The following is a 21510-nucleotide window of genomic DNA, read 5'->3' as shown; positions in this document are numbered from 1 at the left end:
CGAATTAAGGAATTTCTGTGAGCAAGTCTCTGCAAGCCATTCGTGGCATGAACGACATCCTGCCGGAACAGACGCCGGTATGGCGCTACTTCGAAGGTACTGTTTCGCGTTTGCTGGATAACTACGGTTACAAGCAGATCCGCATGCCGATCGTCGAGTTCACCGAGCTGTTCAAGCGCTCCATCGGTGAAGTGACCGACATCGTCGAAAAAGAGATGTACACCTTCGACGACCGCAACGGCGACTCCCTGACCCTGCGTCCGGAAGGCACCGCCGCGTGCGTGCGTGCAGTGCTCGAACACGGCATCACCGGTGGTGGCCAGGTGCAGAAACTCTGGTACATCGGCCCGATGTTCCGTCACGAGCGTCCGCAGAAAGGCCGTTATCGCCAGTTCCACCAGATCGGTCTGGAAGTCTTCAATCTCGACGGTCCGGACATCGACGCCGAACTGATCGTGCTGACCTGGCGCCTGTGGGGCGAGCTGGGTATCCGCGATGCGGTCAAGCTTGAACTCAACAGCCTGGGCACCAGCGAGTCCCGTGGCCGTTATCGTGAAGCGCTGGTCGAGTATCTCTCGGCGCACCACGACAAACTGGACGAAGACAGCCAGCGTCGCCTGAAGACCAATCCGCTGCGCGTGCTCGACACCAAGAACGCCGACACGCAGGCGGTACTGGTCGATGCGCCGAAGATGGCCGACTACCTGGATGATGAATCCCGTGCCCACTTCGAAGGCCTGAAGGCCCGTCTGGATGCCGTCGGCATTCCTTACGTGCTCAACCCGAAACTGGTACGCGGCCTCGATTACTACAGCAAAACCGTATTCGAATGGGTCACCGACAAGCTCGGCGCCCAGGGCACCGTGTGCGCGGGCGGCCGTTATGACGGTCTGGTCGAGCAGATGGGCGGCAAGCCAACCCCGGGTGTCGGTTTCGCCATGGGGATCGAGCGTCTGGTGCTGCTGCTGGAAACCCTGGAGCAGATTCCGGAAGAAATCTCCCGTCAGGTCGACGTCTATCTCTGCGCCTTCGGCGAAGCAGCAGAGCTGGCCGGTCTGGCTCTGGCCGAGCGTGTACGCGACCAACTGCCCAACCTGCGCCTGCAAGTCAATGCCGGCGCTGGCAGCTTCAAGAGCCAGTTCAAGAAAGCCGACAAGAGCGGTGCGCTGTACGCACTGATCCTCGGTGACGACGAAATGGCCCAGCAAGTGGTAGGTTTCAAACCCCTGCGTGGCCAGGGCGAACAACAAAGCATTGCCTGGGATGCGCTCGCTGCACACCTGGCCACCTGCGTCGTGCAGGGTTGAAGCTGTCTAAACAGCCGATTTAGCGATTAAGGAGTATTGGGGTGTCGAGTACCGAAGACGAACAGTTGGCGGATTTGAAGGACTGGTGGACACGCAACGGCAAACCTCTGGTCACTGGCGGCCTGTTGGCGCTGGTCATCGTGTTCGGCTGGCAGGCTTTTCACAAGTATCAGAGCAACCAGTCGCAAGGCGCCTCGGTGCTCTATCAGCAATTGCTGGAAACCACGCTGACCCCGGATGGCAAGCCTGATGCCGCGCGCGTTGCGGATCTGGCCGGCAAGCTCAACAGCGAATTCGGCGGGACTGCCTACGCGCAGTACGGCAGCCTGTTCGTGGCCAAGGTAGCGGTCGACAGCGGCAAGCTGGACGACGCGGCGACCGAGCTGAAAACCATCGTTGCCAAGCCGGCCAACGCCGCACTGGGCGAAATCGCCCGTCAGCGTCTGGCGCAGGTGCTGGGTGCACAGAACAAGGCTGATGAGGCTCTGAAACTGCTTGAAGGCGATGCCGACAAGTCGTTCCTGGCCACTCGCGAAGAACTCAAGGGCGACCTGCTGGTACAGCTGGGCCGCACTGATGAAGCGAACACGGCGTATCAAAAAGCCAAGGCGGCACTGTCGGATGAAGCGGCGGTCGGTGGCCTTCAAATCAAGCTGGACGACCTGGCCAAAGGGGATGCGTGACGTGATCCGTTGGAAGCATGCAGCATTGCTGGCTCTGGCCCTTCTGGCCGCGGGTTGCAGCAGCAACAGCAAAAAAGAACTGCCACCGGCCGAACTGACCGATTTCAAGGAAGAAGTGGTTCTGCACAAGCAGTGGAGCCGCTCGATCGGTGACGGTCAGGGCGAAACCTACAACATGCTGGTGCCGGCAATCGATGGTGACACCATCTACGCGGCCGACGTTACCGGCATCGTGATGGCCATGGATCGCAGCAACGGTGACGTGAAGTGGAAAAAGGAACTTGACCTGCCTGTCTCCGGCGCCGTTGGCGTGGGTTACGGTCTGGTGCTGGTCGGCACGCTGCGAGGCGAAGTCATTGCACTCGACACCATCAACGGTGAAGAGAAATGGCGTGCTCGCGTGACCAGTGAAGTGCTGGCGCCGCCTGCCAACAACGGTGACATCGTGGTCGTGCAGACCCAGGACGATCGTCTGATCGGTCTGGATGCCTCCACCGGTCAACAGCGTTGGGTGTATGACAGCACGCCAGCCGTGCTGACTCTGCGAGGCACCAGTGCACCGCTCGTGACCAACCGCCTCGCGGTGGCTGGCCTGTCGACCGGTAAAGTGATCGCTCTGGACATTTCCAACGGCGTGCCGGTCTGGGAACAACGGATCGCGATTCCACAAGGTCGTTCGGAACTGGAGCGCGTGGTCGATATCGACGGCGGTCTGCTGCTGTCCGGCGGCACGCTGTACGTTGCCAGCTATCAGGGTCGCGTTGCGGCACTGGACCTGGAAAGCGGCCGTCAACTGTGGCAGCGCGACGCGTCGAGCTACGCCGGTATCGCCCAGGGTTTCGGCAACGTCTACGTGAGCCTGTCTTCGGGCACCGTTGAAGGCGTCGACGAGCGTTCGACCACTGCACTGTGGACCAACGATTCGCTGGCCCGTCGTCAACTGTCGGCACCGGAAGTGTTCTCCAGCTACGTTGCAGTCGGTGACCTGGAGGGTTACCTGCATCTGCTGAGTCAGGTGGACGGTCGTTTCGTCGGCCGCGAGCGCATCGACAGCGACGGCCTGCGTGCCCGTCCGCTGGTGGTGGGTGACACGATTTATGTGTATGGCAACAGCGGCAAACTGGAAGCCCTGACCATCAAGTAACAATTCACTAAAGGAGCCGAGCGAAGATCAGGCAAGGCAAAAATCAGCGAGGGAGCGGAGTTGACTTTAGTCAATGAGCATCCCGAGCTGATTTTTAACGCCGCATGATCGAGCGCAGGCCCTTTAGCTATGCTTGGGGTTAACCCCCCAGGCGGCCCCGGATTTTCGGGGCTTGCAGCGCTTTCTGGCGTTGCCCCGAGCACCAGCCGCTGCCTCGCAGCGGCTTTTGTATTTTCTGAAATAACGAAGTGGAGAGCCGCATGGTTCCCGTAATCGCCCTGGTGGGCCGACCGAACGTCGGCAAGTCCACCTTGTTCAACCGCCTGACCAGGACTCGCGACGCCATCGTCGGCGACTTGTCCGGTCTGACCCGTGATCGCCAGTACGGTGAGGCCAAGTGGCAAGGGCGTTCCTACATTCTGATCGACACCGGTGGTATCTCCGGTGACGAACATGGTATGGACGAAAAAATGGCCGAGCAGTCGCTGCTGGCCATTGAAGAAGCGGATGTCGTTCTGTTCCTGGTAGATGCCAAGGCCGGTTTCACCGCCGCCGACCAGATGATCGCCGAACACTTGCGCAAACGTAACAAGCGTTCCCACGTGGTCGCCAACAAGGTCGACAACATCGACCCGGAAATGGCCCGCGCCGAATTCGCCCCGCTGGGCATGGGCCACGCGATTCCGATCGCTGGCGCCCACGGCCGCGGCATCACTCAATTGCTGGAAGCCGCCCTGAGCGATTTCCCGCGCGATGATGACGAACCGGCGGAAGGCGAAGAGGAAGAGATCGTTGCCGAAGGCGAGGAAGCCAAGCGCATTCCTGGCCCGAGCGAAAAAGACGGCATCAAGATCGCCATCATCGGTCGTCCTAACGTTGGCAAGTCGACGCTGGTCAACCGCATGCTCGGTGAAGACCGGGTGATCGTCTATGACCAACCCGGTACCACCCGCGACAGTATCTACATCCCGTTCGAGCGTAACGACGAGAAGTACACGCTGATCGACACCGCCGGTGTGCGCAAGCGCGGCAAGATCCACGAAGAAGTCGAAAAGTTCTCCGTGGTCAAAACCCTGCAGGCGATCAAAGACGCCAACGTGGTGATCTTCGTGATGGACGCCCGCGAAGGCGTGGTCGATCACGACCTCAACCTGCTGGGCTTCGCCCTTGAAGCCGGTCGTGCACTGGTCATCGCGATCAACAAGTGGGACGGCATGACGCCGAGCGAGCGCGACTTCGTGAAGATCGAGCTGCAACGTCGCCTGTTCTTCGTCGAGTTTGCCGACATCCACTTCATCTCGGCACTGCACGGTACCGGCGTGGGCAACCTCTACGCTTCGGTGCAGAACTCGTTCAAGTCCGCGGTCACCCGCTGGCCGACCAGCCGCCTGACGCAGATCCTCGAAGACGCGGTCAGCGAGCACCAGCCGCCGATGGTCAACAGCCGCCGGATCAAGCTGCGTTACGCTCACCTGGGTGGTGCGAACCCGCCGATCATCGTGATCCACGGTAACCAGATCGAGAAAGTGCCGAAGTCCTACGTGCGCTATCTGGAAAACACTTACCGCCGTGTGCTCAAACTGGTCGGTACGCCGATCCGTATCGAGTTCAAGGGTGGCGAGAACCCGTACGAAGGCAACAAGAACACGCTGACCGACCGCCAGGTCAACAAGAAGCGTCGTTTGATGTCGCACAACAAGAAGGCCAGCAAGAAGCGCCGCGACAAGAAGTAAGGTCGCTGCCCGTTGATCGTTTCCATGCACAGCACAGGAACGATCATCGAGAGAGAAGGGGCGCCGTTTGGCGCCCTTTTTTTATGGGCGCCGGATGGGCTATCCTCGGGCTCTCCCGCGCCGTCGTCAGTGCCGGGGCAGAGCAGGGAACCCCGATGATTACCAGCAAGCTGCCGAATGTCGGCATCACTATTTTCACGCAGATGTCTCAGCTCGCGGCACAGACCGGAGCCATCAACCTGTCCCAGGGTTTTCCCGATTTCGACGGCCCGCAGTCGCTGCGCGATGCGGTCGGTCGGCACATTGCCAGTGGCCATAACCAGTATTCGCCAATGACCGGCCTGCCGGCGTTGCGTCAGCAGATCGCGGCCAAAATCGCTCGCAGCTATGGCGCCAACGTCGATGCCGACACTGAAGTGACCGTGACCCCCGGTGCGACCCAGGCGATCTTCTGTGCGATCCAGGCGGTTATCCACAGCGGCGACGAAGTCATCGTGTTCGACCCGGCTTATGACAGCTATGAGCCGTCGGTGGAGCTGGCCGGCGGGCGCTGCGTGCATGTGCAGTTGGGCCTGAATGATTTTTCCATCGACTTTGACAAGCTCAGTGCAGCCCTGAGCCCGCGTACGCGGATGATCATCCTCAACACCCCGCACAACCCGAGCGGCGCGCTGATCAGTCGCGCCGAGCTCGACCAGTTGGCGGCGTTGATCCGCGACCGCGACATCTATGTGATCAGCGACGAAGTGTACGAACACCTGGTGTTCGACGGTGTGCCGCACGTCAGTGTGCTGGCTCATGAAGAGCTGTATCAGCGGGCGTTCGTGGTCAGTTCGTTCGGCAAGACCTATCACGTCACTGGCTGGAAAACCGGCTACGTCGTGGCACCTCCGGCCCTGACAGCCGAGCTGCGCAAAGTGCACCAGTACGTCAGCTTCTGTGGTGTGACGCCGCTGCAGTACGCTCTGGCCGATTACATGGCCGAGCATCCGGAACACGTCGAAGAACTGCCGGGTTTCTATCAGGCCAAGCGTGATCTGTTCTGCGATTTGCTGGAGCCTTCGCGATTCAGCTTCACCCGGGTCACCGGCACCTATTTCCAACTGGTCGATTACTCGCAGATCCGTCCTGACTTGAACGATGTCGAGATGGCGATGTGGATGACCCGCGAGCATGGCGTAGCCAGTATCCCGGTGTCGGTGTTCTACCAGAATCCACCCGAAGGCCAGCGCCTGGTGCGTCTGTGCTTTGCCAAACGCGAGGAGACGCTGCGGGAAGCGGCGGCAAAACTATGCGTGATCTGAGTGCGTTACCCGATCTCAATCTGGCGCTGATCCAGACTAGCCTGGCCTGGCATGATCGTCAGGCCAACCTTGAGCATTTCGACGCTTTGCTGGAGCAGGCGCGGGGTGCGGATCTGATTATCCTGCCGGAAATGTTCACCACCGGATTCTCCATGGAGTCCGAAACACTGGCCGAAGCCGAAAACGGCCCGACCAGCAAATGGCTTCGGGCCCAGGCGGCGAAACTGGATGCCGTGGTCACTGGCAGCGTGATCATCCAGGCCGCCGACGGCAGCCACCGCAACCGCTTGCTGTGGGCGCGACCGGACGGCGAAGTGCTGCATTACGACAAGCGCCACCTGTTTCGCATGGCCGGCGAGCACAACCACTACACCCCCGGCGAGCGCCAGGTGCAGTTCGAGCTCAAGGGCTGGCGGGTGCGTCCGCTGATCTGCTACGACTTGCGCTTCCCGGTGTGGAGCCGTGATGCGCAAGACACCGACCTGCTGCTGTACACCGCCAACTGGCCGGGTGCGCGGCGTCAGCACTGGAACCGGCTGCTGCCGGCCCGGGCCATTGAAAACCTGTGCTATGTAGCGGCGGTCAACCGGGTCGGTACTGACGGCAAGGGCTTTGTCTATACCGGCGACAGTCAGGTGCTGGATTTCCAGGGCGAAACGTTGCTCGCGGCGGGGGAGGCGGACGGGGTGTTCAAGGTGGTTCTGGAAGCGGCATCGCTGGCCGCTTATCGAGAGCGGTTCCCGGCGAATCTGGACGCGGATACTTTCGAGTTCACCTGATAGTCGGTTCAGAACGAAAAAAGGCCCCGAAGTGCGAACTTCGGGGCCTTTTGCATTTCAGCGATCCGTTACGCCGCTTTCGCTTCCGGCTGGCTCAGCGAACGGTTCAGCGCGCTGAACAGTGCCTTGAAGCTGGCCGTGGTGATGTTTTCATCGATGCCCACGCCGTGTACCGCACGCTCACCGTTCACACGCAATTCGATGTATGCCGCGGCCTTGGCGTTGGTGCCCGCGCCGATGGCGTGTTCGTTGTAGTCCATGATCTCCACCGGAATCGGCAGACCGGCCACCAGCGCTTCCAGCGCGCCGTTGCCCTTGCCGCGCCAGTGCAGGTTGGTTTCGCCCTGACCCTTGCTCGCGACTTCGACTTCGACGGCGCTGTTACCGTTTTCTTCCTGCAGGCGATGGCTGACCAGCGCGTACGGAGTGTTGGCTTGCAGGTATTCGCTGATCAACAGCGAGTGAATCTGCTTGGCAGTCATCTCCAGGCCCAGGCGATCGGTTTCACGCTGCACGACCTGGCTGAATTCGATCTGCATGCGACGTGGCAGGCTGATGCCGTATTCCTGTTCCAGCAGGTAGGCGATGCCGCCCTTGCCCGACTGGCTGTTGACGCGGATTACCGCCTCGTAGCTGCGACCGATGTCGGCCGGGTCGATCGGCAGGTACGGTACTTCCCACAGAGCGTCGGATTTCTGCTGGGCGAAGCCCTTGCGGATTGCGTCCTGGTGAGAGCCAGAAAATGCGGTGTGCACCAGGTCGCCGACGTACGGGTGACGCGGGTGAACCTGAATCTGGTTGCACTCTTCGACGACTTTGCGCACGCCGTCGATGTCGGAGAAGTCCAGTTGCGGGTCGAGGCCCTGGGTGTACATGTTCAGTGCCACGGTGACGAGGTCGACGTTACCGGTACGCTCGCCGTTGCCGAACAGGCAGCCTTCGACACGGTCGGCGCCAGCCATCAGGCCCAACTCGGTGGCGGCCACGCCAGTGCCACGGTCGTTGTGGGTGTGCAGGCTGATGATCACGCTGTCACGACGGTTGATGTTGCGGTGGAACCACTCGATCTGGTCGGCGTAGACGTTCGGGGTCGCGCATTCAACGGTGGCCGGCAGGTTGAGGATGATCTTGTGCTCAGGCGTCGGGTTCCAGACCTCGATCACGGCGTCACAGACTTCCTTGGCGAATTCCAGCTCGGTGGCGCTGAAGGTTTCCGGCGAGTACTCGAAAGTCCATTCGGTGTCCGGCTGCATGGCTGCGTATTTGACGAACAGCTTGGCGGCGTTCACGGCGATGGCCTTGATCCCGTCCTTGTCCTGGTTGAACACGATGCGACGGAAAGAAGGGGAGGTGGCGTTGTACAGGTGAACGATGGCTTTCTTCGCCCCGCGCAGGGATTCGAAGGTGCGCTCGATCAGGTCTTCACGGCCCTGGGTCAACACCTGGATGGTAGTGTCGTCCGGGATGTGGCCTTCTTCGATCAGGGTACGCACGAAGTCGAAGTCGGTTTGCGAAGCGGCCGGGAACGACGCCTCGATTTCCTTCACGCCCACTTGCACCAGGGTTTTCCAGAAGCGCAGCTTTTTCACCGCGTCCATCGGCTCGATCAGCGACTGGTTGCCGTCACGCAAGTCGGAGCTGCACCAGATCGGCGCGGCATCGATGGTTTTCGACGGCCAGGTGCGATCCGGCAGGTTGATCACAGGAAACGCGCGGTATTTCGAAGACGGGTCTTTGAGCATGCTCATCGGGAAATTCCTTATTGTCTGGGCCGAAAAGAGGCGGCCTGCCGGTGGAACGAATGTTCGGGGAGAAGCTTGGGACGAGGCGCAGCGATTCAGCCCGGCAGTCGTGCGCTGACGAGGCACAGGCTGCGGTGCTGGCGAAGCTGAATAAGGGTGTGAGAGGTTTTCATGCCTTCAACCCTAACCGCGGGGGATGAGGATGGCAAGCAGTCGAAAAAAATTGAGAGGAATACCCGGAAAGCGGTTTTTTCCGAGATTTTATTCTTGATATGGCGGTAATTGTTGACGGGGATTGCGCAGACCATTCGTCGTGCGCAATCCCCGCGGGAGTAGGCTCAGCCCGGAATCAAGGTTGGAATGCACCAATGAAAATCGCCGGATCGACCCGCGCGTCGTTCAGGCTGACGTTCCAGTGCATGTGCGGCCCTGTCGCCCGACCTGTGGCACCCACCTTGCCGACTACCGCACCGCGCGCCAGTTGCTGACCGTTCTGCACATCGATCTTCGACATGTGGCAGAACATGCTGATGAAGCCCTGGCCGTGGTCGACGAACACGGTGTTGCCATTGAAGAAGTAATTGCCGATCAGGATCACCTTGCCCGCCGCCGGGGTCTTGATCGGTGTGCCGGCCGGCACCGCGAAGTCGAGGCCGGCGTGAGGGTTGCGCTCTTCACCGTTGAAGAAACGGCGCACGCCAAACTTGCTCGACAACGGCCCGTTGACCGGTTTGTCCAGCAACAGGTTGCTCGGCGTGTTCGGGCTGAAACTGCGGTAGGCCTTGATCTGCTCGGCCAGCTCACCCTCGATACGTTTGAGGTTCGCCGGGTTCGGATTGACCTGTTGCGAGTTCTTCAGGGTGATGTGCTGTTCCGGGTACTTCTTGTTGCCGACGGTGAAGTTCAGATTCTTGCCGCCACTGTTCATCTGCTGGGTGCCGGGTTTGACGGTCAACGGTACGCCGACAATCGCCAGCCAGTTGTTCTGTTCCTTGACCACCAGCACCGGTTTGCCCTGATACGTGGCTTTCGGCGCTTGCGCGGCAGTGCCCAGATCGACGACAGCAACGCCGCCCGGCACCGGTTTGTTCAGCAGCCGGGTGATGTAGCTGTCGGCGTGGGCGTTGAAGGTCAGGCACAGCAACAACAGCGGAGCGAGAAAACGCGGCATGGATCAGTCCAGTAAAGAGAGGGTGACGGGCGTCAGGTGATTGTCCTCGACGCGCACTTGCAGTTCGCCTTCGCCCAGTCTGGCCTTCAAGCGCTGGCCGGTGTGGGTTTGCGCCGCGTCGCGGATCGCATTGCCACGCTCGTCGAGCAGAATGCTGTAGCCACGGCCAAGGGTCGCCAGCGGGCTGACCACATGCAGGGTCTGCATCTGGCTTTGCAACTGTAAACGGCGCCGTTTCAGGCCTTCGTTCATTGCGCGTGGCAGGCGCTCGGCGAGGCTGTCGAGACGCTGGCGCAACAGGGCCAGTTGCCGTCCCGGGTGTTGCCCGGCGAGGCGGGTTTCCAGGCGGATCAGGCGTTCGCGGCGGGTGTTGAGCTGGCGCTCGAACGCCCGGCGCATACGCATGTCCAGGTCATCCAGGCGTTGTGCCTGCTGGCGCAGTCGCTCGCCGGGATGGCGCAGACGACGAGCCATGCCCTCAAGACGCAGACGATCACGCATCAGGCGGTCACGCATGCGCATCACCAGCCGGCGATGCAGGCTTTCGACCTGACGGATCAGGTGGCTGGAATCCGGGGCGAGCAATTCGGCCGCCGCAGAGGGCGTCGGTGCGCGAACGTCAGCCACAAAGTCGCTGATCGACACATCGGTTTCATGACCGACCGCGCTGACGATCGGTGTCACACAGGCATCCACTGCCCGGGCCACGGCCTCTTCGTTGAAGCACCAGAGATCTTCCAGCGAGCCACCGCCGCGAGCCAGGATCAGCGCATCGAAACCCCGGGCGTCCGCGAGTTTAAGAGCGCGGACGATCTGCGCCGTGGCTTCGCGGCCCTGAACAGCGGTGGGGATCAGCGTCAGTCTGACCTGCGGCGCACGGCGGCGGAACACGCTGATGATGTCGCGGATCACCGCGCCGGTCGGCGAACTGATGATGCCGACGTGTTGCGGATGGGCTGGCAGCGGGACTTTTCGTTCGGCACTGAACAAACCTTCGGCGCTGAGTTTTTCCTTCAAGGCATCGAAGGCCAGACGCAGCGCACCGTCGCCGGCAGGCTCTACCGTGTCGAGGATCAGTTGATAGTCGCCACGTCCTTCGAACAGCGAGACCTTGCCACGCACCTTGACCGCCAGGCCATCCTTCAGCGCCTGACGCACGCGAGCAGCATTCTGGCGGAACAGCGCACAACGCACCTGGGCGCCGCTGTCCTTGAGCGTGAAGTACACGTGGCCGGACGCCGGGCGGGCGAGGTTGGAAATTTCGCCTTCGACCCAGATGTTGCTGAACACGTCTTCGAGCAACACCCGCGCGCGGCCGTTGAGCTGGCTGACGGTCAGGACTTCGCGGTCCAGGCCGAGTCTTGCAAAGGGATCTTTAATCATGGGGCGCAGTTTAAAGGCTTTCGCCGGTGAATGTCTGGAGGAAGTGTTGCACCAACGGTGTGGGATTCTGCCGAAAGGCGAGGGCGACGGTGCTCTGGCAATCGCCGGTCAGTGGCAGAAATCTCACACCGGCGGGCGCGATGTCCTGCATCGATTCCGGCAGCAGAGCAATGCCAAATCCCGCCTGGATCAATTGCAACTGTGTGGTCTTGCGCGACATCACTCGCGCAGCCTGAGGGAAAAAACCGTGACGCATGCACAGGTCCGCGCACAAATAGCTCAGCCCGCCCCGTTGCGGATGGGGGATGGAGATGAACGCTTCGTCCTTCAATTGCGCCAGATCGACTGCCTCCGCCAAAGCCAGTCGATGCTCCGCTGGCACGGCAAGCAGCAAGCGTTCGGTGTAGAGCGGCACAACCTGAACGCCCTCGCGCTGACGCAAAACCGGCAGGCGTAGAAGGCCGATATCGAGCCGGCCCTCGGCCAGTTCTTCAAGCTGTGCCTCCGAAGACAACGTGCCGATGTCCAGCGAAACCCCGGGCTGTTGCTCCAGGTAAGTGCTCATGTCGCGCAACAGTCGGCCGCTGATCGGTACGGTGCTGGAGTGAGACAGGCGCAAGGTGCCGCGCTGGCCCTGGCCGATTTCCGTGGCCAGGGTGCTGGCCTTGTTCAATTCGTTGAGCAGGTTTCTCGCCCGGGGCAAGAACGCTTCGCCGGCGGCGGTGAGCCGGGGCTGGCGCGCCGTGCGTTCGAACAGCGGCGTCTGCAGGCGGGTTTCCATGTCCTTGATCTGCCGGCTCAGTGCCGACTGGGCGATGAACAGGCGTTCGGCCGCAGCGCTGAAGCTGCCGCTCTCGGCGATTTCCACGAAGTAGCGCAATTGACGAGTTGAAAGCACGAGACATGCCTTTTCGAGATGGCTTGGCGGTTTCGATGATATTAGTCGCAACCCTCGGCGCTGGCTAAAGTCATCGCAGGCTTATATAGGAAGCGAGCGAATGAGTGTGGCGGGGTTGTTGAGCGAATGGTCGTGGGGCGTGCAGGGCTGGGTGGTGATCGGACTGGCGATCGCGCTGGCCTACATCGTGTTCGGCATTGCCGGTTTCGGCACGGCGTTGGTGGCGGGGCCGATCCTGATTCTGTTCATGCCGTTGTCGAAGATCGTGCCGTTGCTGGTGCTGCTGGATTTCGTCGCTGCGTTCGGCAATCTGCTGCCGTCGCGGCGTGATGTGGCGAAACCGGAATTGCTGCGGCTGCTGCCGTGCATGGCGGTGGGGTGCACGCTGGGGGTGATTTTCCTGCTTAACCTCAAGTCCGACCTGTTGTTGCTGTTGATGGGGCTGTTCATCAGTGCCTACGCGGTTTACAGCTTGTGGATCAAGGCCCGGCCGGCGCAGTTGTCCGCGATGTGGGCGTTGCCGATGGGCACGGTGGGCGGGCTGTTCGGGGCGTTGTTCGGCAGTGGCGGCTTTCTTTATGCGATCTACCTCAACAGCCGACTGCCCAAGGACGCGGCCCGGGCCACGCAAAGTGCGCTGATCAGTTGCAGCACGGTGGTGCGTTTGAGCCTGTTCGCCATCGCCGGGGTGTATGCCGAGCTACCCTTGTTGATGCTTGCACTGTGCCTGTTGCCGGCCATGGCGCTGGGACTGTGGATTGGACGGCGGCTGACCATGCGTTTGTCCCGCGAGGCCTTCGTGCGGCTGGTGACCTGGCTGGTGCTGGCGAGCGGTCTGGCGCTGATCGGCCGCTATTTAAGCACTTGACCGGATTGTCTCAGGGATTAAGCTGCCGGCCGCGTTCGTCGCAGAACATCCTTTGACGCAGCAGGCTTGCACCATGAATTCCCAAAGCATCATCGTCCCGAAAATCTCCAACCTGCCGGTGCACGAACCCCGGGCCCGGGCGATCCTGCGCTGGCTGGTGCGCAAGAACATCATCAAGGAAGAGCTGAGCACCTGCGGGCGCACCGGCAATCGCATGGCCTACGCCATCGCCGATGGCGCCCGCGCGGTGGTGCTGCACCCCGAGGCGCTGCCGTTCGGTGAGCCGATCAATGGTCTGGAGGTCGTCACCAAGCGCTGCATCTACACCCCGGCCAAGGGCTTTCTCGAAGAAGCCGGTTGTGCCGAGTGTCGCCAGGAAATCGGCGAAGCGCTGTTCGAAAGCCTGGAAGACTGGATGCCGGGCCGTACCGACAATTTCACCTGCCCTGAATGCGGGCATGAAGATGACATCAACGGTTTTCTGTATTTGCAGGAGTGCGGGTTTTCCAACCTCGGTTTCATCTTCAACAACTGGCTGGAGGCGGGGTTCAAGCAGAGTTTCATCGACGAATTCGCCGACTGGCTGGATCAACCGGTGAGCTGGGTCAAGGTCGAGTTGTAGGGTGCGCTTTTCCCGTACATCAGCAACATTGATATAAGACAAGTTTTACATTGAACCCGAAGGGGTGTCTGACTATAATGGCGCGCTTCCATTTTCCCGCTCGGGAGCCCCCGCGATGCTGCGTATCAGCCAAGAAGCTCTGACCTTCGACGACATTCTTTTAGTGCCTGGTTATTCCGAGGTGCTTCCTAACGAAGTCAGTCTCAAGACCCGCCTCACCCGTGGCATCGAACTGAATATTCCTCTGGTTTCTGCCGCCATGGACACCGTTACTGAAGCCCGTCTGGCAATCGCCATGGCTCAGGAAGGTGGCATCGGCATTATCCACAAGAACATGACCATCGAGCAGCAAGCTGCCGAAGTCCGCAAGGTCAAGAAGTTCGAAGCCGGTGTGGTCAAGGACCCAATCACCATCGAGGCTGACGCCACGGTTCGTGATCTGTTCGAACTGACCCGCATGCACAACATTTCCGGCGTTCCGGTGCTGCACGATGGCGACCTGGTCGGCATCGTCACTTCCCGTGACGTGCGTTTCGAAACCCGTCTGGAAGCCACCGTTCGTGAAGTGATGACGCCGAAAGAGCGTCTGGTCACTGTTCGCGAAGGCGCCAACAAGAACGAAGTCCGCGAGTTGCTGCACAAGCACCGCCTGGAAAAAGTCCTGATCGTCGACGACAAGTTTGCCCTCAAAGGCATGATGACCGTCAAAGATATCGAAAAAGCCAAGGCTTACCCGCTGGCAAGCAAGGACGACCAAGGTCGTCTGCGCGTCGGCGCTGCAGTCGGTACCGGTAAAGACACCGGTGACCGCGTTGCCGCGCTGGTCAATGCCGGTGTGGACGTAGTGGTGGTCGACACCGCTCACGGTCACTCCAAAGGCGTGATCGACCGCGTTCGCTGGGTCAAGGAGAATTTCCCTGAAGTGCAGGTGATCGGCGGCAACATCGCCACCGGCGCAGCCGCCAAGGCCCTGGCCGAAGCCGGCGCCGACGCCGTCAAGGTCGGTATTGGCCCTGGCTCGATCTGCACCACCCGTATCGTCGCCGGTGTCGGCGTTCCGCAAATCAGTGCCATCGCCAACGTCGCCGCTGCCCTTGAAGGCACCGGTGTTCCGTTGATCGCCGACGGCGGCATCCGTTTCTCCGGTGACCTGTCCAAGGCCATCGTTGCCGGTGCTTCCTGCGTGATGATGGGCTCGATGTTCGCCGGTACCGAAGAAGCGCCGGGCGAGATCGAACTGTTCCAGGGCCGTTCGTACAAGGCTTATCGCGGCATGGGTTCGCTGGGCGCCATGTCCCAGGCTCAAGGTTCCTCCGACCGTTACTTCCAGGACTCCTCGGCAGGCGCCGAGAAGCTCGTTCCGGAAGGCATCGAAGGCCGTGTTCCTTACAAGGGCACCCTGAGCGCGATCATTCACCAGTTGATGGGCGGTCTGCGTTCCTCGATGGGTTACACCGGCAGCGCCAACATCGAAGAAATGCGCACCAAGCCTGAGTTCGTGCGGATCACCGGTGCCGGCATGGCCGAATCCCATGTTCACGACGTGCAGATCACCAAAGAAGCGCCAAACTACCGCGTAGGTTGAGGCTTCAAGCAAAACGTTAAATGACCGGGGCTGTTTTATTCAGCCCCGAGTCGTTTCTGAATCAAGACTGTTTCTGAATTACTTAGACGAGACTGAATCATGGCCCTCGACATTCACGCTCACCGCATCCTGATCCTCGACTTCGGTTCGCAATACACCCAACTGATCGCCCGCCGCGTGCGCGAGATCGGCGTGTACTGCGAACTGCATCCGTTCGACATGGACGAGGAAGCCATTCGCCAATTCGCGCCAAAAGGCGTGATCCTCGCCGGCGGCCCCGAGTCCGTGCACGAAGCCAACAGCCCACGCTGCCCGCAAGCGGTGTTCGACCTGGGCGTACCGGTCTTCGGTATTTGCTACGGCATGCAGACCATGGCCGAGCAACTGGGTGGCAAGGTTGAAGGTTCAGAGCTGCGTGAGTTCGGTTATGCCCGCGTTGACGTGGTCGGCAAGAGCCGCCTGCTCGACGGCATCGAAGATCACATCGACGCCGACGGCCTGTTCGGCCTCGACGTGTGGATGAGCCACGGTGACAAGGTCACCAAGATGCCGGAAGACTTCCACATCCTGGCCAGCACTCCGAGCTGCCCGATCGCCGGCATGTTCAACGACGAGCGCGCTTACTACGGCGTGCAGTTCCACCCGGAAGTGACCCACACCAAGCAGGGCGGTCGCATCCTGTCGCGCTTCATCCTCGACATCTGCGGTTGCGAAGCGCTGTGGACCCCGTCGAAGATTGCCGAAGACGCCATCGCCAACATCCGCGCACAGGTCGGTACCGACAACGTGCTGCTGGGTCTGTCCGGCGGTGTGGACTCCTCGGTGGTTGCGGCGCTGCTGCACAAGGCCATCGGCGATCAACTGACTTGCGTATTCGTCGACAACGGCCTGCTGCGTCTGCACGAAGGCGAGCAAGTGATGGCCATGTTTGCCGAGAACATGGGCGTCAAGGTGATCCGCGCCAACGCTGAAGACCAGTTCCTGAACAACCTGGCCGGCGAAGCCGATCCGGAGAAGAAGCGCAAGATCATCGGCCGTACCTTCATCGACGTGTTCGATGCCGAATCCTGCAAGCTGGACAACATCAAGTACCTGGCCCAGGGCACCATCTACCCGGACGTGATCGAGTCGGCTGGCGCGAAAAGCGGCAAGGCTCACGTGATCAAGTCGCACCACAACGTGGGCGGCCTGCCGGAAGAGATGAACCTGAAGCTGGTCGAGCCACTGCGCGAACTGTTCAAGGACGAAGTCCGTCGTCTGGGCCTGGAACTGGGCCTGCCGTACGACATGGTCTACCGTCACCCGTTCCCGGGCCCGGGCCTGGGCGTGCGGATCCTCGGTGAAGTGAAGAAGGAATACGCCGACCTGCTGCGTCGCGCCGACCACATCTTCATCGAAGAACTGCGCAAGGCCGACTGGTACCACAAGGTCAGTCAGGCGTTCGTAGTGTTCCAGCCGGTCAAGTCGGTTGGTGTTGTCGGTGACGGCCGTCGTTACGCCTGGGTCGTGGCCCTGCGTGCCGTGGAAACCATCGACTTCATGACCGCGCGTTGGGCACACCTGCCTTACGAACTGCTGGAAACCGTTTCCGGCCGCATCATCAATGAAATCGAAGGCATCTCCCGCGTCACTTACGACGTGTCGAGCAAGCCGCCGGCGACCATTGAGTGGGAGTGATCTCGCGCAAGCCGTGATGGCTTGAAGCCGGATCAACAAAAAGCCGCGTGAAACAATGTTTCACGCGGCTTTTCTGTTTCTGGCGATCAGACGTCGATTACAACGGCTTGGACCAGCCGGCCAGCTTCATGCCTCGTCCATCGAGGGCCTTCAGCAGCGCCTGGAGATTGGCGAAGCGTTTTTCATGCACGGTGGGCCATTCGGGCCGTTCAATGAATACGCGGTCGGATTCGAAGCGAATATCAGTTTCCACGATCAGGTTGGTGCGGCTGCGATGAACCAGGAGTGTGTTGCGCAGTTTCTTGGTCAAGGTATACATGCCAGGTCGGGAAAGTAACTGTTCAATCTCTGAGTTCGTCCGCGCATACCACGGCGTTTCGACTTGCAGGCGCAGGTCGCCTTTGACGAGCGCCTCATTCTTGCCCATTTGATCGCCGAGACTTTTACCGGGATCCGCTTCGATACCACCGGACTGACCTTCAGCGACATCTTCGGCGCGCAGACCGACGGCGCCTTCCAGCTCACTGACACCGGCAACGCCTTCAAAGGTGTTGGAGTGGGAATTTCCCACCAGCGCCACCCAGTTGTGCGGCCCACGAGCGGCCTGGTCGGCCTCGATCACGGTGTGAGCGTAGTAGTTCATCATTCTTTGGCGCGCCGACAGGTCAGCCGTTCTCATTCCTTCAACCCGATAGCTGGCCAGGCAATCGAGGGCCTGAACGCGTATTCCGTTGCGATTGGCTTCCTTGACCAGATTGAGAAAGGTGTAGCGTTGCAGCGGATCGGTCATGTGACCGTTGTCGAGCAGAATCAGGTAGTTCTCCAGATCCCGCGGCATGACCGAAGTCCTGGCGTAATTGTCCAGCGCGGCCTGGTGAAAGTCCGTGAGCAGGTGCTCGGAGTAGAGGGTCTTCACACCTTTGTTGGCCAGGGTTTGCATATTGTCGATCAGCCATTGTTTGCTGCCGACACCGGAATGACTCTCACCTATGACCAGTCCTCGAAACTCCGCGAATACCTGTTCGATGAAGGTTTCTCCCGACAGTCCTGATTTCAATGGTTCCATCGATGGGCGCACCGGCAGGCGCAATTCGGCATAGAAGCGCACCGCCGCCTCGTGCAGTTGCCCTCGCAGCGTCTTGAAAGTGTCGAGAGGCGAGTTGCCGCTCCATGACTTGAAGGCGTCGCCCAGCAGATGGCTGTCGTTGCCCCGGGCAACATTTTTCAGTTCCGCCCGCGCCTGCACCGGAATCTCATACGGCGAGGTAAAGCGAGGTGGATCCTTGACCATCAAGTCGGGGGCGGGCGGCGCTTCTGTCACCGGGATGGACGGTTGAATGTCTGGCAACTGACCGGGCGTGGCGGTTGGGTCAATACGCACGCGTACCTGTGTGAGACCTTCATGTTCAATGGCTTCCAGCAATTCATGCAGGCTGTCGAAGTGACGTCCGCTGACGGCTGACCACTTAGGCCGGAGGATGGAGAAACCGGCGGTGTCCTGCTGGATCGGCGTGCGCACCAGGCTGCCATCGCCGCTTCGGTGAACAAGGGTGGAAGGCTCCTGCACCATGAACATGCCAGGCTTGGGCAACGCCTCCTCCAGTGAGCGAGCGGTTGCCGGCGGTGGCGGGGCGCTCAGTTGCAGGCGCAGGTCACTTTTCAACTCGTCCAAGGGACGTCCCAGGATGTCCTTGATCTTTTTCCCCGGGTCGGTGGTCAGTCCCTGAGTCTGACCGAGCGCGCTTTCCTCGACACGCAGTGCGACCGTTCCTTCCAGCTCACTCAGCCCGGCGACCGTGTCGAAGCTGCTGGCACGAGCCTCATCGACCAGAGCTATCCAGCGATGAGAACCCCGCGCGGCCTGGTCAGCCTGAATCACGGTGTCCGAGTAGTAGTTCATCATTTTCCGGCTGCTGGCCTCGGTTGTGCCCTCCATCCGTGGGAAACGCCCGCTGGCCATGCTGTCGATGGCCTGCACGCGAATGTGGTTTTTCTGCGCGGCTTTTACCAGCTCGGTGTAGGAGTGCGGCCCGGCCGGATCAGTCTTGAACCGGGCGTCCAAAGCCTTCAGATATCGTTCGAGGGCGGGCGGCATCTTGCCGGTCTGATGGAAAACATCCAGATCCGTTTGATGGAAATCCGTGAGCAAGTGATCCAGATAAAGGGTTCTGATCTTTTGCTTGTTCAGCGCTTTGAGGTTGTCGACAAGTAGCCGTCGGGCACCGATTACCGAGCTGTCCTGACCGATCACCAGACCGGTGCCGTCCTTGAACAGGCGCTTGGTCATTTCAGTGAACGGTGTCGTGGGTTTGAAGGCTGGGACCCGCGGTCGAGGCGGGAATTCGGCGGTGGCATAGGCGTCTATGGCATCGTCATACAGGCCGCGACGCAGGGTTTTGAAGTCTTGATAGAAGCGGTCGCTGCTGTCCTGAGGATCCAGGGGGAAATCGTCCACCTGCGCTTCGGCCACAGGTTGCAACGCTGGCCGCGAGGTCTGCGGCACGTCGTACGCCAGCGGCTGCACGACCACTTCGGGCAGTGGATCGGCAGTGTGTCCGAAGGGCCACTTGCCGAAAATCTTCATGCCGCCCTTGAGGCCAGGGCGTGCGATGGGTTCCCACCTGAGCGCTTCGTTCAAACGGACCGGGACATTGCGGTAAAACGAGAAAGGATTGGCGGGATCGATAATCACCCAGCCGCATAGTTGTTCGACATAGCGCACCTGGTAAAAGCCGTCGCTCCCCGCGCGGCGCATGTAAATGTACCGTTTGCCCGACGCGGTCAGGATGATCTCCTGCAATTTGGGATCGCCGGTTTCGGCGCGGGTGCCCTCCGTGATTTCAGTCTTGAATGAGGCGAGAAAATCCTCTGGCTGCGGGGGCAGGATACGTGTCGGGGCGATCTCTTCCAGCGGGGGCAGAGAGGGACGGGCAAGCACCGCTTCGGCGAGTTTTTCTTCCGGTTCGAAGACCGTACTGGCCTCGGCTATTTCCGGCAGACGGCCGCTGCCCTTGAGGAAGGTGGCGTTGAACAGGGTATCGATTGTCGCGAAGATGGCGCCCGTCACGGCAGCCTTGCGCTCGCCGGGTGTCTTGCCATTGACCGCCTGATCAATCTGCAACCCGACGTTGGCAATGCCGGCACCCACGACAGCCAGCGCCACGGGCCAGCCGACAGCGGCCATCGGGCCGAACAGGCGACCGAAAGCATTCAGGTAGCCGATCCACAGCTTTTTCCGCAGATCGCCATTGGTGTGCATCATGAACGTGGCGTCGCTGATCATTCGGGTGTGCGTGGCGCTGGCGAGGAAGGTGAAGGCATCGTTCTTGAGCGTGTCGCTCGTGTGTTCGATCAGAGAGTGATCGGCGCAGTCCCAGGTGCTGACCAATAGATCCAGGACATGATTGAGTCCGACGTTTTCGATATGCGGTGGGCGGAATATCTCAACGAGGAGACTCACCCCGGGATTGAATACCGAAAGCCACTGCGTTTTCGCCGCATCCCGCCACGAGGTGTCCTCCATGATGTCGTGGTCGGCCACCTGAAAGTGCGCGAGGAAGCGTTTGCGGTCTTCTGGTTTACGGGTTTGCGACAGCACCCACCAGTGCAAATCCCTGACGGTATCGAAAGCGTGCAGGCCCCAGACTTCCCCTGGGGTGTAAAGGATCTTGCGGCCGTTGCCGTCGGTGATGCACAGGATATCGGTCGCCACGTAACCGCCGACTTTCAGCAGGCTGAGATTCATTCCCTTGGCGGGCGCCGCATCCTCTTCCAGCATCTGCAGTGTGACGGGCCAGCTCACATTGCCGGCGATAGCCTTGATCACGGTTCGGAAGTTATCGTCCGACAACCGGCCTCCCTCGCGATCCTCCATGGCCTGGGCGAGAAAGGTGCACTTGGCCAGGCTGCGGAATGTGCGGGTGTGCTTTTTCCAGAACGAGGCGACCTTCTGATTGAAAAGATCGGCAAAGTTGATCGCCCAGAAATCCTTCAACACCTCGTTGCCATGCAGCCGCACTTCATTGGTGTCGTTGAAATCCTCAGCGTCCGGACCCGCGGTATAGAAACCGCCATACACGTCCAGCATATCGGCGTTGTCCTGATCCCCGACGCGAAACCGCTGGATCACTAGTTGCGGCAAGGTCATGGACTCGATGGGTCTGTTGCCGTTGTGTTCCCAGCCGGTGAATGCCTTCCAGCTGCTGGCGGAATATTTGAAGCGATGCCAGTAAACCTGTTCTGGGTCCAGATGATTCACGCCATGTTTAAGCAAGATATCTCTGGCGACATCGCAGGCCATTTCGTACATGTCGGGACATGCCTGAACCAGGGCGGGCACGAGGTTCTTGAGTGCCAGTTTGTCGGCAACGTTGGGTAATGCAGTGTTTTCAGATGTGTCCACGGTCTTTCCTTGAGGGTGGTACGGATAGGGACCGGATCATTTCAGGGGACGTAGGACGGGTCTGTCGGCAGTTGGGTGTATCAAGTGTCGGAACAATAGGCATGACGTATGGGAAAACGATCGGGCCAGGGTACGAAAGCTCTGGGGAATGGGCGCTTGAGTCCCGTTTGGCATCTTGAGGAACTGCGGCCAGTCGCCGCGCTGCCCTTACT

15 protein-coding genes are annotated in these 21510 nt (G+C 60.4%); 10 read left to right on the top strand and 5 right to left on the bottom strand.

The window, feature by feature from the left end:
* Positions 1–17 precede the first annotated feature (17 nt).
* The 6 genes from hisS to AC1RME_RS18005 all read left to right on the top strand — a co-directional run bounded on the left by hisS (position 18) and on the right by AC1RME_RS18005 (position 6950).
* Positions 18–1307, top strand: coding sequence for a histidine--tRNA ligase (hisS, locus tag AC1RME_RS18030; protein ID WP_096818596.1), 1290 nt, complete (start codon positions 18–20; stop codon positions 1305–1307).
* Positions 1308–1348: 41 nt separating this feature from the next.
* The gene (locus tag AC1RME_RS18025; protein WP_096818595.1) at positions 1349–1990 is read left to right on the top strand and encodes a tetratricopeptide repeat protein; all 642 of its coding nucleotides are present in this window, start codon (positions 1349–1351) and stop codon (positions 1988–1990) included.
* Positions 1983–3134: an outer membrane protein assembly factor BamB gene (gene bamB / locus AC1RME_RS18020; protein WP_096818592.1), complete on the top strand. Its 1152-nt coding sequence runs from the start codon at positions 1983–1985 to the stop codon at positions 3132–3134. Before AC1RME_RS18025 ends, bamB begins: the two co-directional genes overlap by 8 nt.
* A 260-nt stretch (positions 3135–3394) precedes the next feature.
* Positions 3395–4867, top strand: a complete 1473-nt coding sequence (der, locus tag AC1RME_RS18015) for a ribosome biogenesis GTPase Der (protein ID WP_096818590.1) — start codon at positions 3395–3397, stop codon at positions 4865–4867.
* A 155-nt stretch (positions 4868–5022) separates the two neighbouring features.
* Positions 5023–6171 carry a pyridoxal phosphate-dependent aminotransferase gene (locus tag AC1RME_RS18010; RefSeq protein ID WP_096818588.1) on the top strand — a complete coding sequence of 383 codons (1149 nt, stop codon included), beginning with the start codon at positions 5023–5025 and terminating at the stop codon, positions 6169–6171.
* Positions 6159–6950: an amidohydrolase gene (locus tag AC1RME_RS18005; RefSeq protein WP_096818586.1), complete on the top strand. Its 792-nt coding sequence runs from the start codon at positions 6159–6161 to the stop codon at positions 6948–6950. Before AC1RME_RS18010 ends, AC1RME_RS18005 begins: the two co-directional genes overlap by 13 nt.
* Positions 6951–7018: 68 nt before the next feature.
* Here the strand turns inward: AC1RME_RS18005 and leuA are convergent, their stop codons facing one another.
* From leuA to AC1RME_RS17985, 4 genes are all read right to left on the bottom strand, one after another.
* The gene (gene leuA, locus AC1RME_RS18000) at positions 7019–8698 is read right to left on the bottom strand and encodes a 2-isopropylmalate synthase (RefSeq protein ID WP_096818584.1); all 1680 of its coding nucleotides are present in this window, start codon (positions 8696–8698) and stop codon (positions 7019–7021) included.
* 343 nt (positions 8699–9041) lie between these two features.
* Entirely contained in the window at positions 9042–9863 is an 822-nt protein-coding gene (locus AC1RME_RS17995; protein ID WP_096818582.1) for a peptidoglycan DD-metalloendopeptidase family protein, read from the bottom strand.
* A gap of 3 nt (positions 9864–9866) precedes the next feature.
* The gene (gene xseA, locus AC1RME_RS17990) at positions 9867–11246 is read right to left on the bottom strand and encodes an exodeoxyribonuclease VII large subunit (protein WP_096818581.1); all 1380 of its coding nucleotides are present in this window, start codon (positions 11244–11246) and stop codon (positions 9867–9869) included.
* 10 nt (positions 11247–11256) lie between these two features.
* Positions 11257–12144 (bottom strand): LysR family transcriptional regulator, encoded by an 888-nt coding sequence (locus AC1RME_RS17985; protein WP_096818579.1) that lies wholly within the window; start codon positions 12142–12144, stop codon positions 11257–11259.
* A gap of 100 nt (positions 12145–12244) precedes the next feature.
* On the opposite strand from AC1RME_RS17985, the gene AC1RME_RS17980 reads away from it, so the two are divergent.
* The 4 genes from AC1RME_RS17980 to guaA all read left to right on the top strand — a co-directional run bounded on the left by AC1RME_RS17980 (position 12245) and on the right by guaA (position 16896).
* Positions 12245–13012: a sulfite exporter TauE/SafE family protein gene (locus tag AC1RME_RS17980; RefSeq protein ID WP_096818578.1), complete on the top strand. Its 768-nt coding sequence runs from the start codon at positions 12245–12247 to the stop codon at positions 13010–13012.
* Between the two features lie 73 nt (positions 13013–13085).
* Positions 13086–13634, top strand: coding sequence for a sugar ABC transporter ATPase (locus tag AC1RME_RS17975; RefSeq protein WP_096818577.1), 549 nt, complete (start codon positions 13086–13088; stop codon positions 13632–13634).
* A gap of 115 nt (positions 13635–13749) precedes the next feature.
* Positions 13750–15219, top strand: coding sequence for an IMP dehydrogenase (gene guaB, locus AC1RME_RS17970; protein WP_085709413.1), 1470 nt, complete (start codon positions 13750–13752; stop codon positions 15217–15219).
* 99 nt (positions 15220–15318) lie between these two features.
* On the top strand, positions 15319–16896 hold the full coding sequence (gene guaA / locus AC1RME_RS17965; RefSeq protein WP_096818575.1) for a glutamine-hydrolyzing GMP synthase: 1578 nt from the start codon (positions 15319–15321) through the stop codon (positions 16894–16896).
* Positions 16897–16993: 97 nt separating this feature from the next.
* Here the strand turns inward: guaA and AC1RME_RS17960 are convergent, their stop codons facing one another.
* A complete protein-coding gene (locus AC1RME_RS17960) occupies positions 16994–21298 on the bottom strand; it encodes a membrane-targeted effector domain-containing toxin (protein WP_096818574.1) in 4305 nt (1434 codons plus the stop codon).
* Positions 21299–21510 lie beyond the last annotated feature (212 nt).

The organism is Pseudomonas sp. GW822-FHT03F08 (assembly GCF_058801265.1).
The sequence above is the reverse complement of the archived record's forward strand: the minus strand, read 5'-3'. Positions and strand labels throughout refer to the sequence as shown.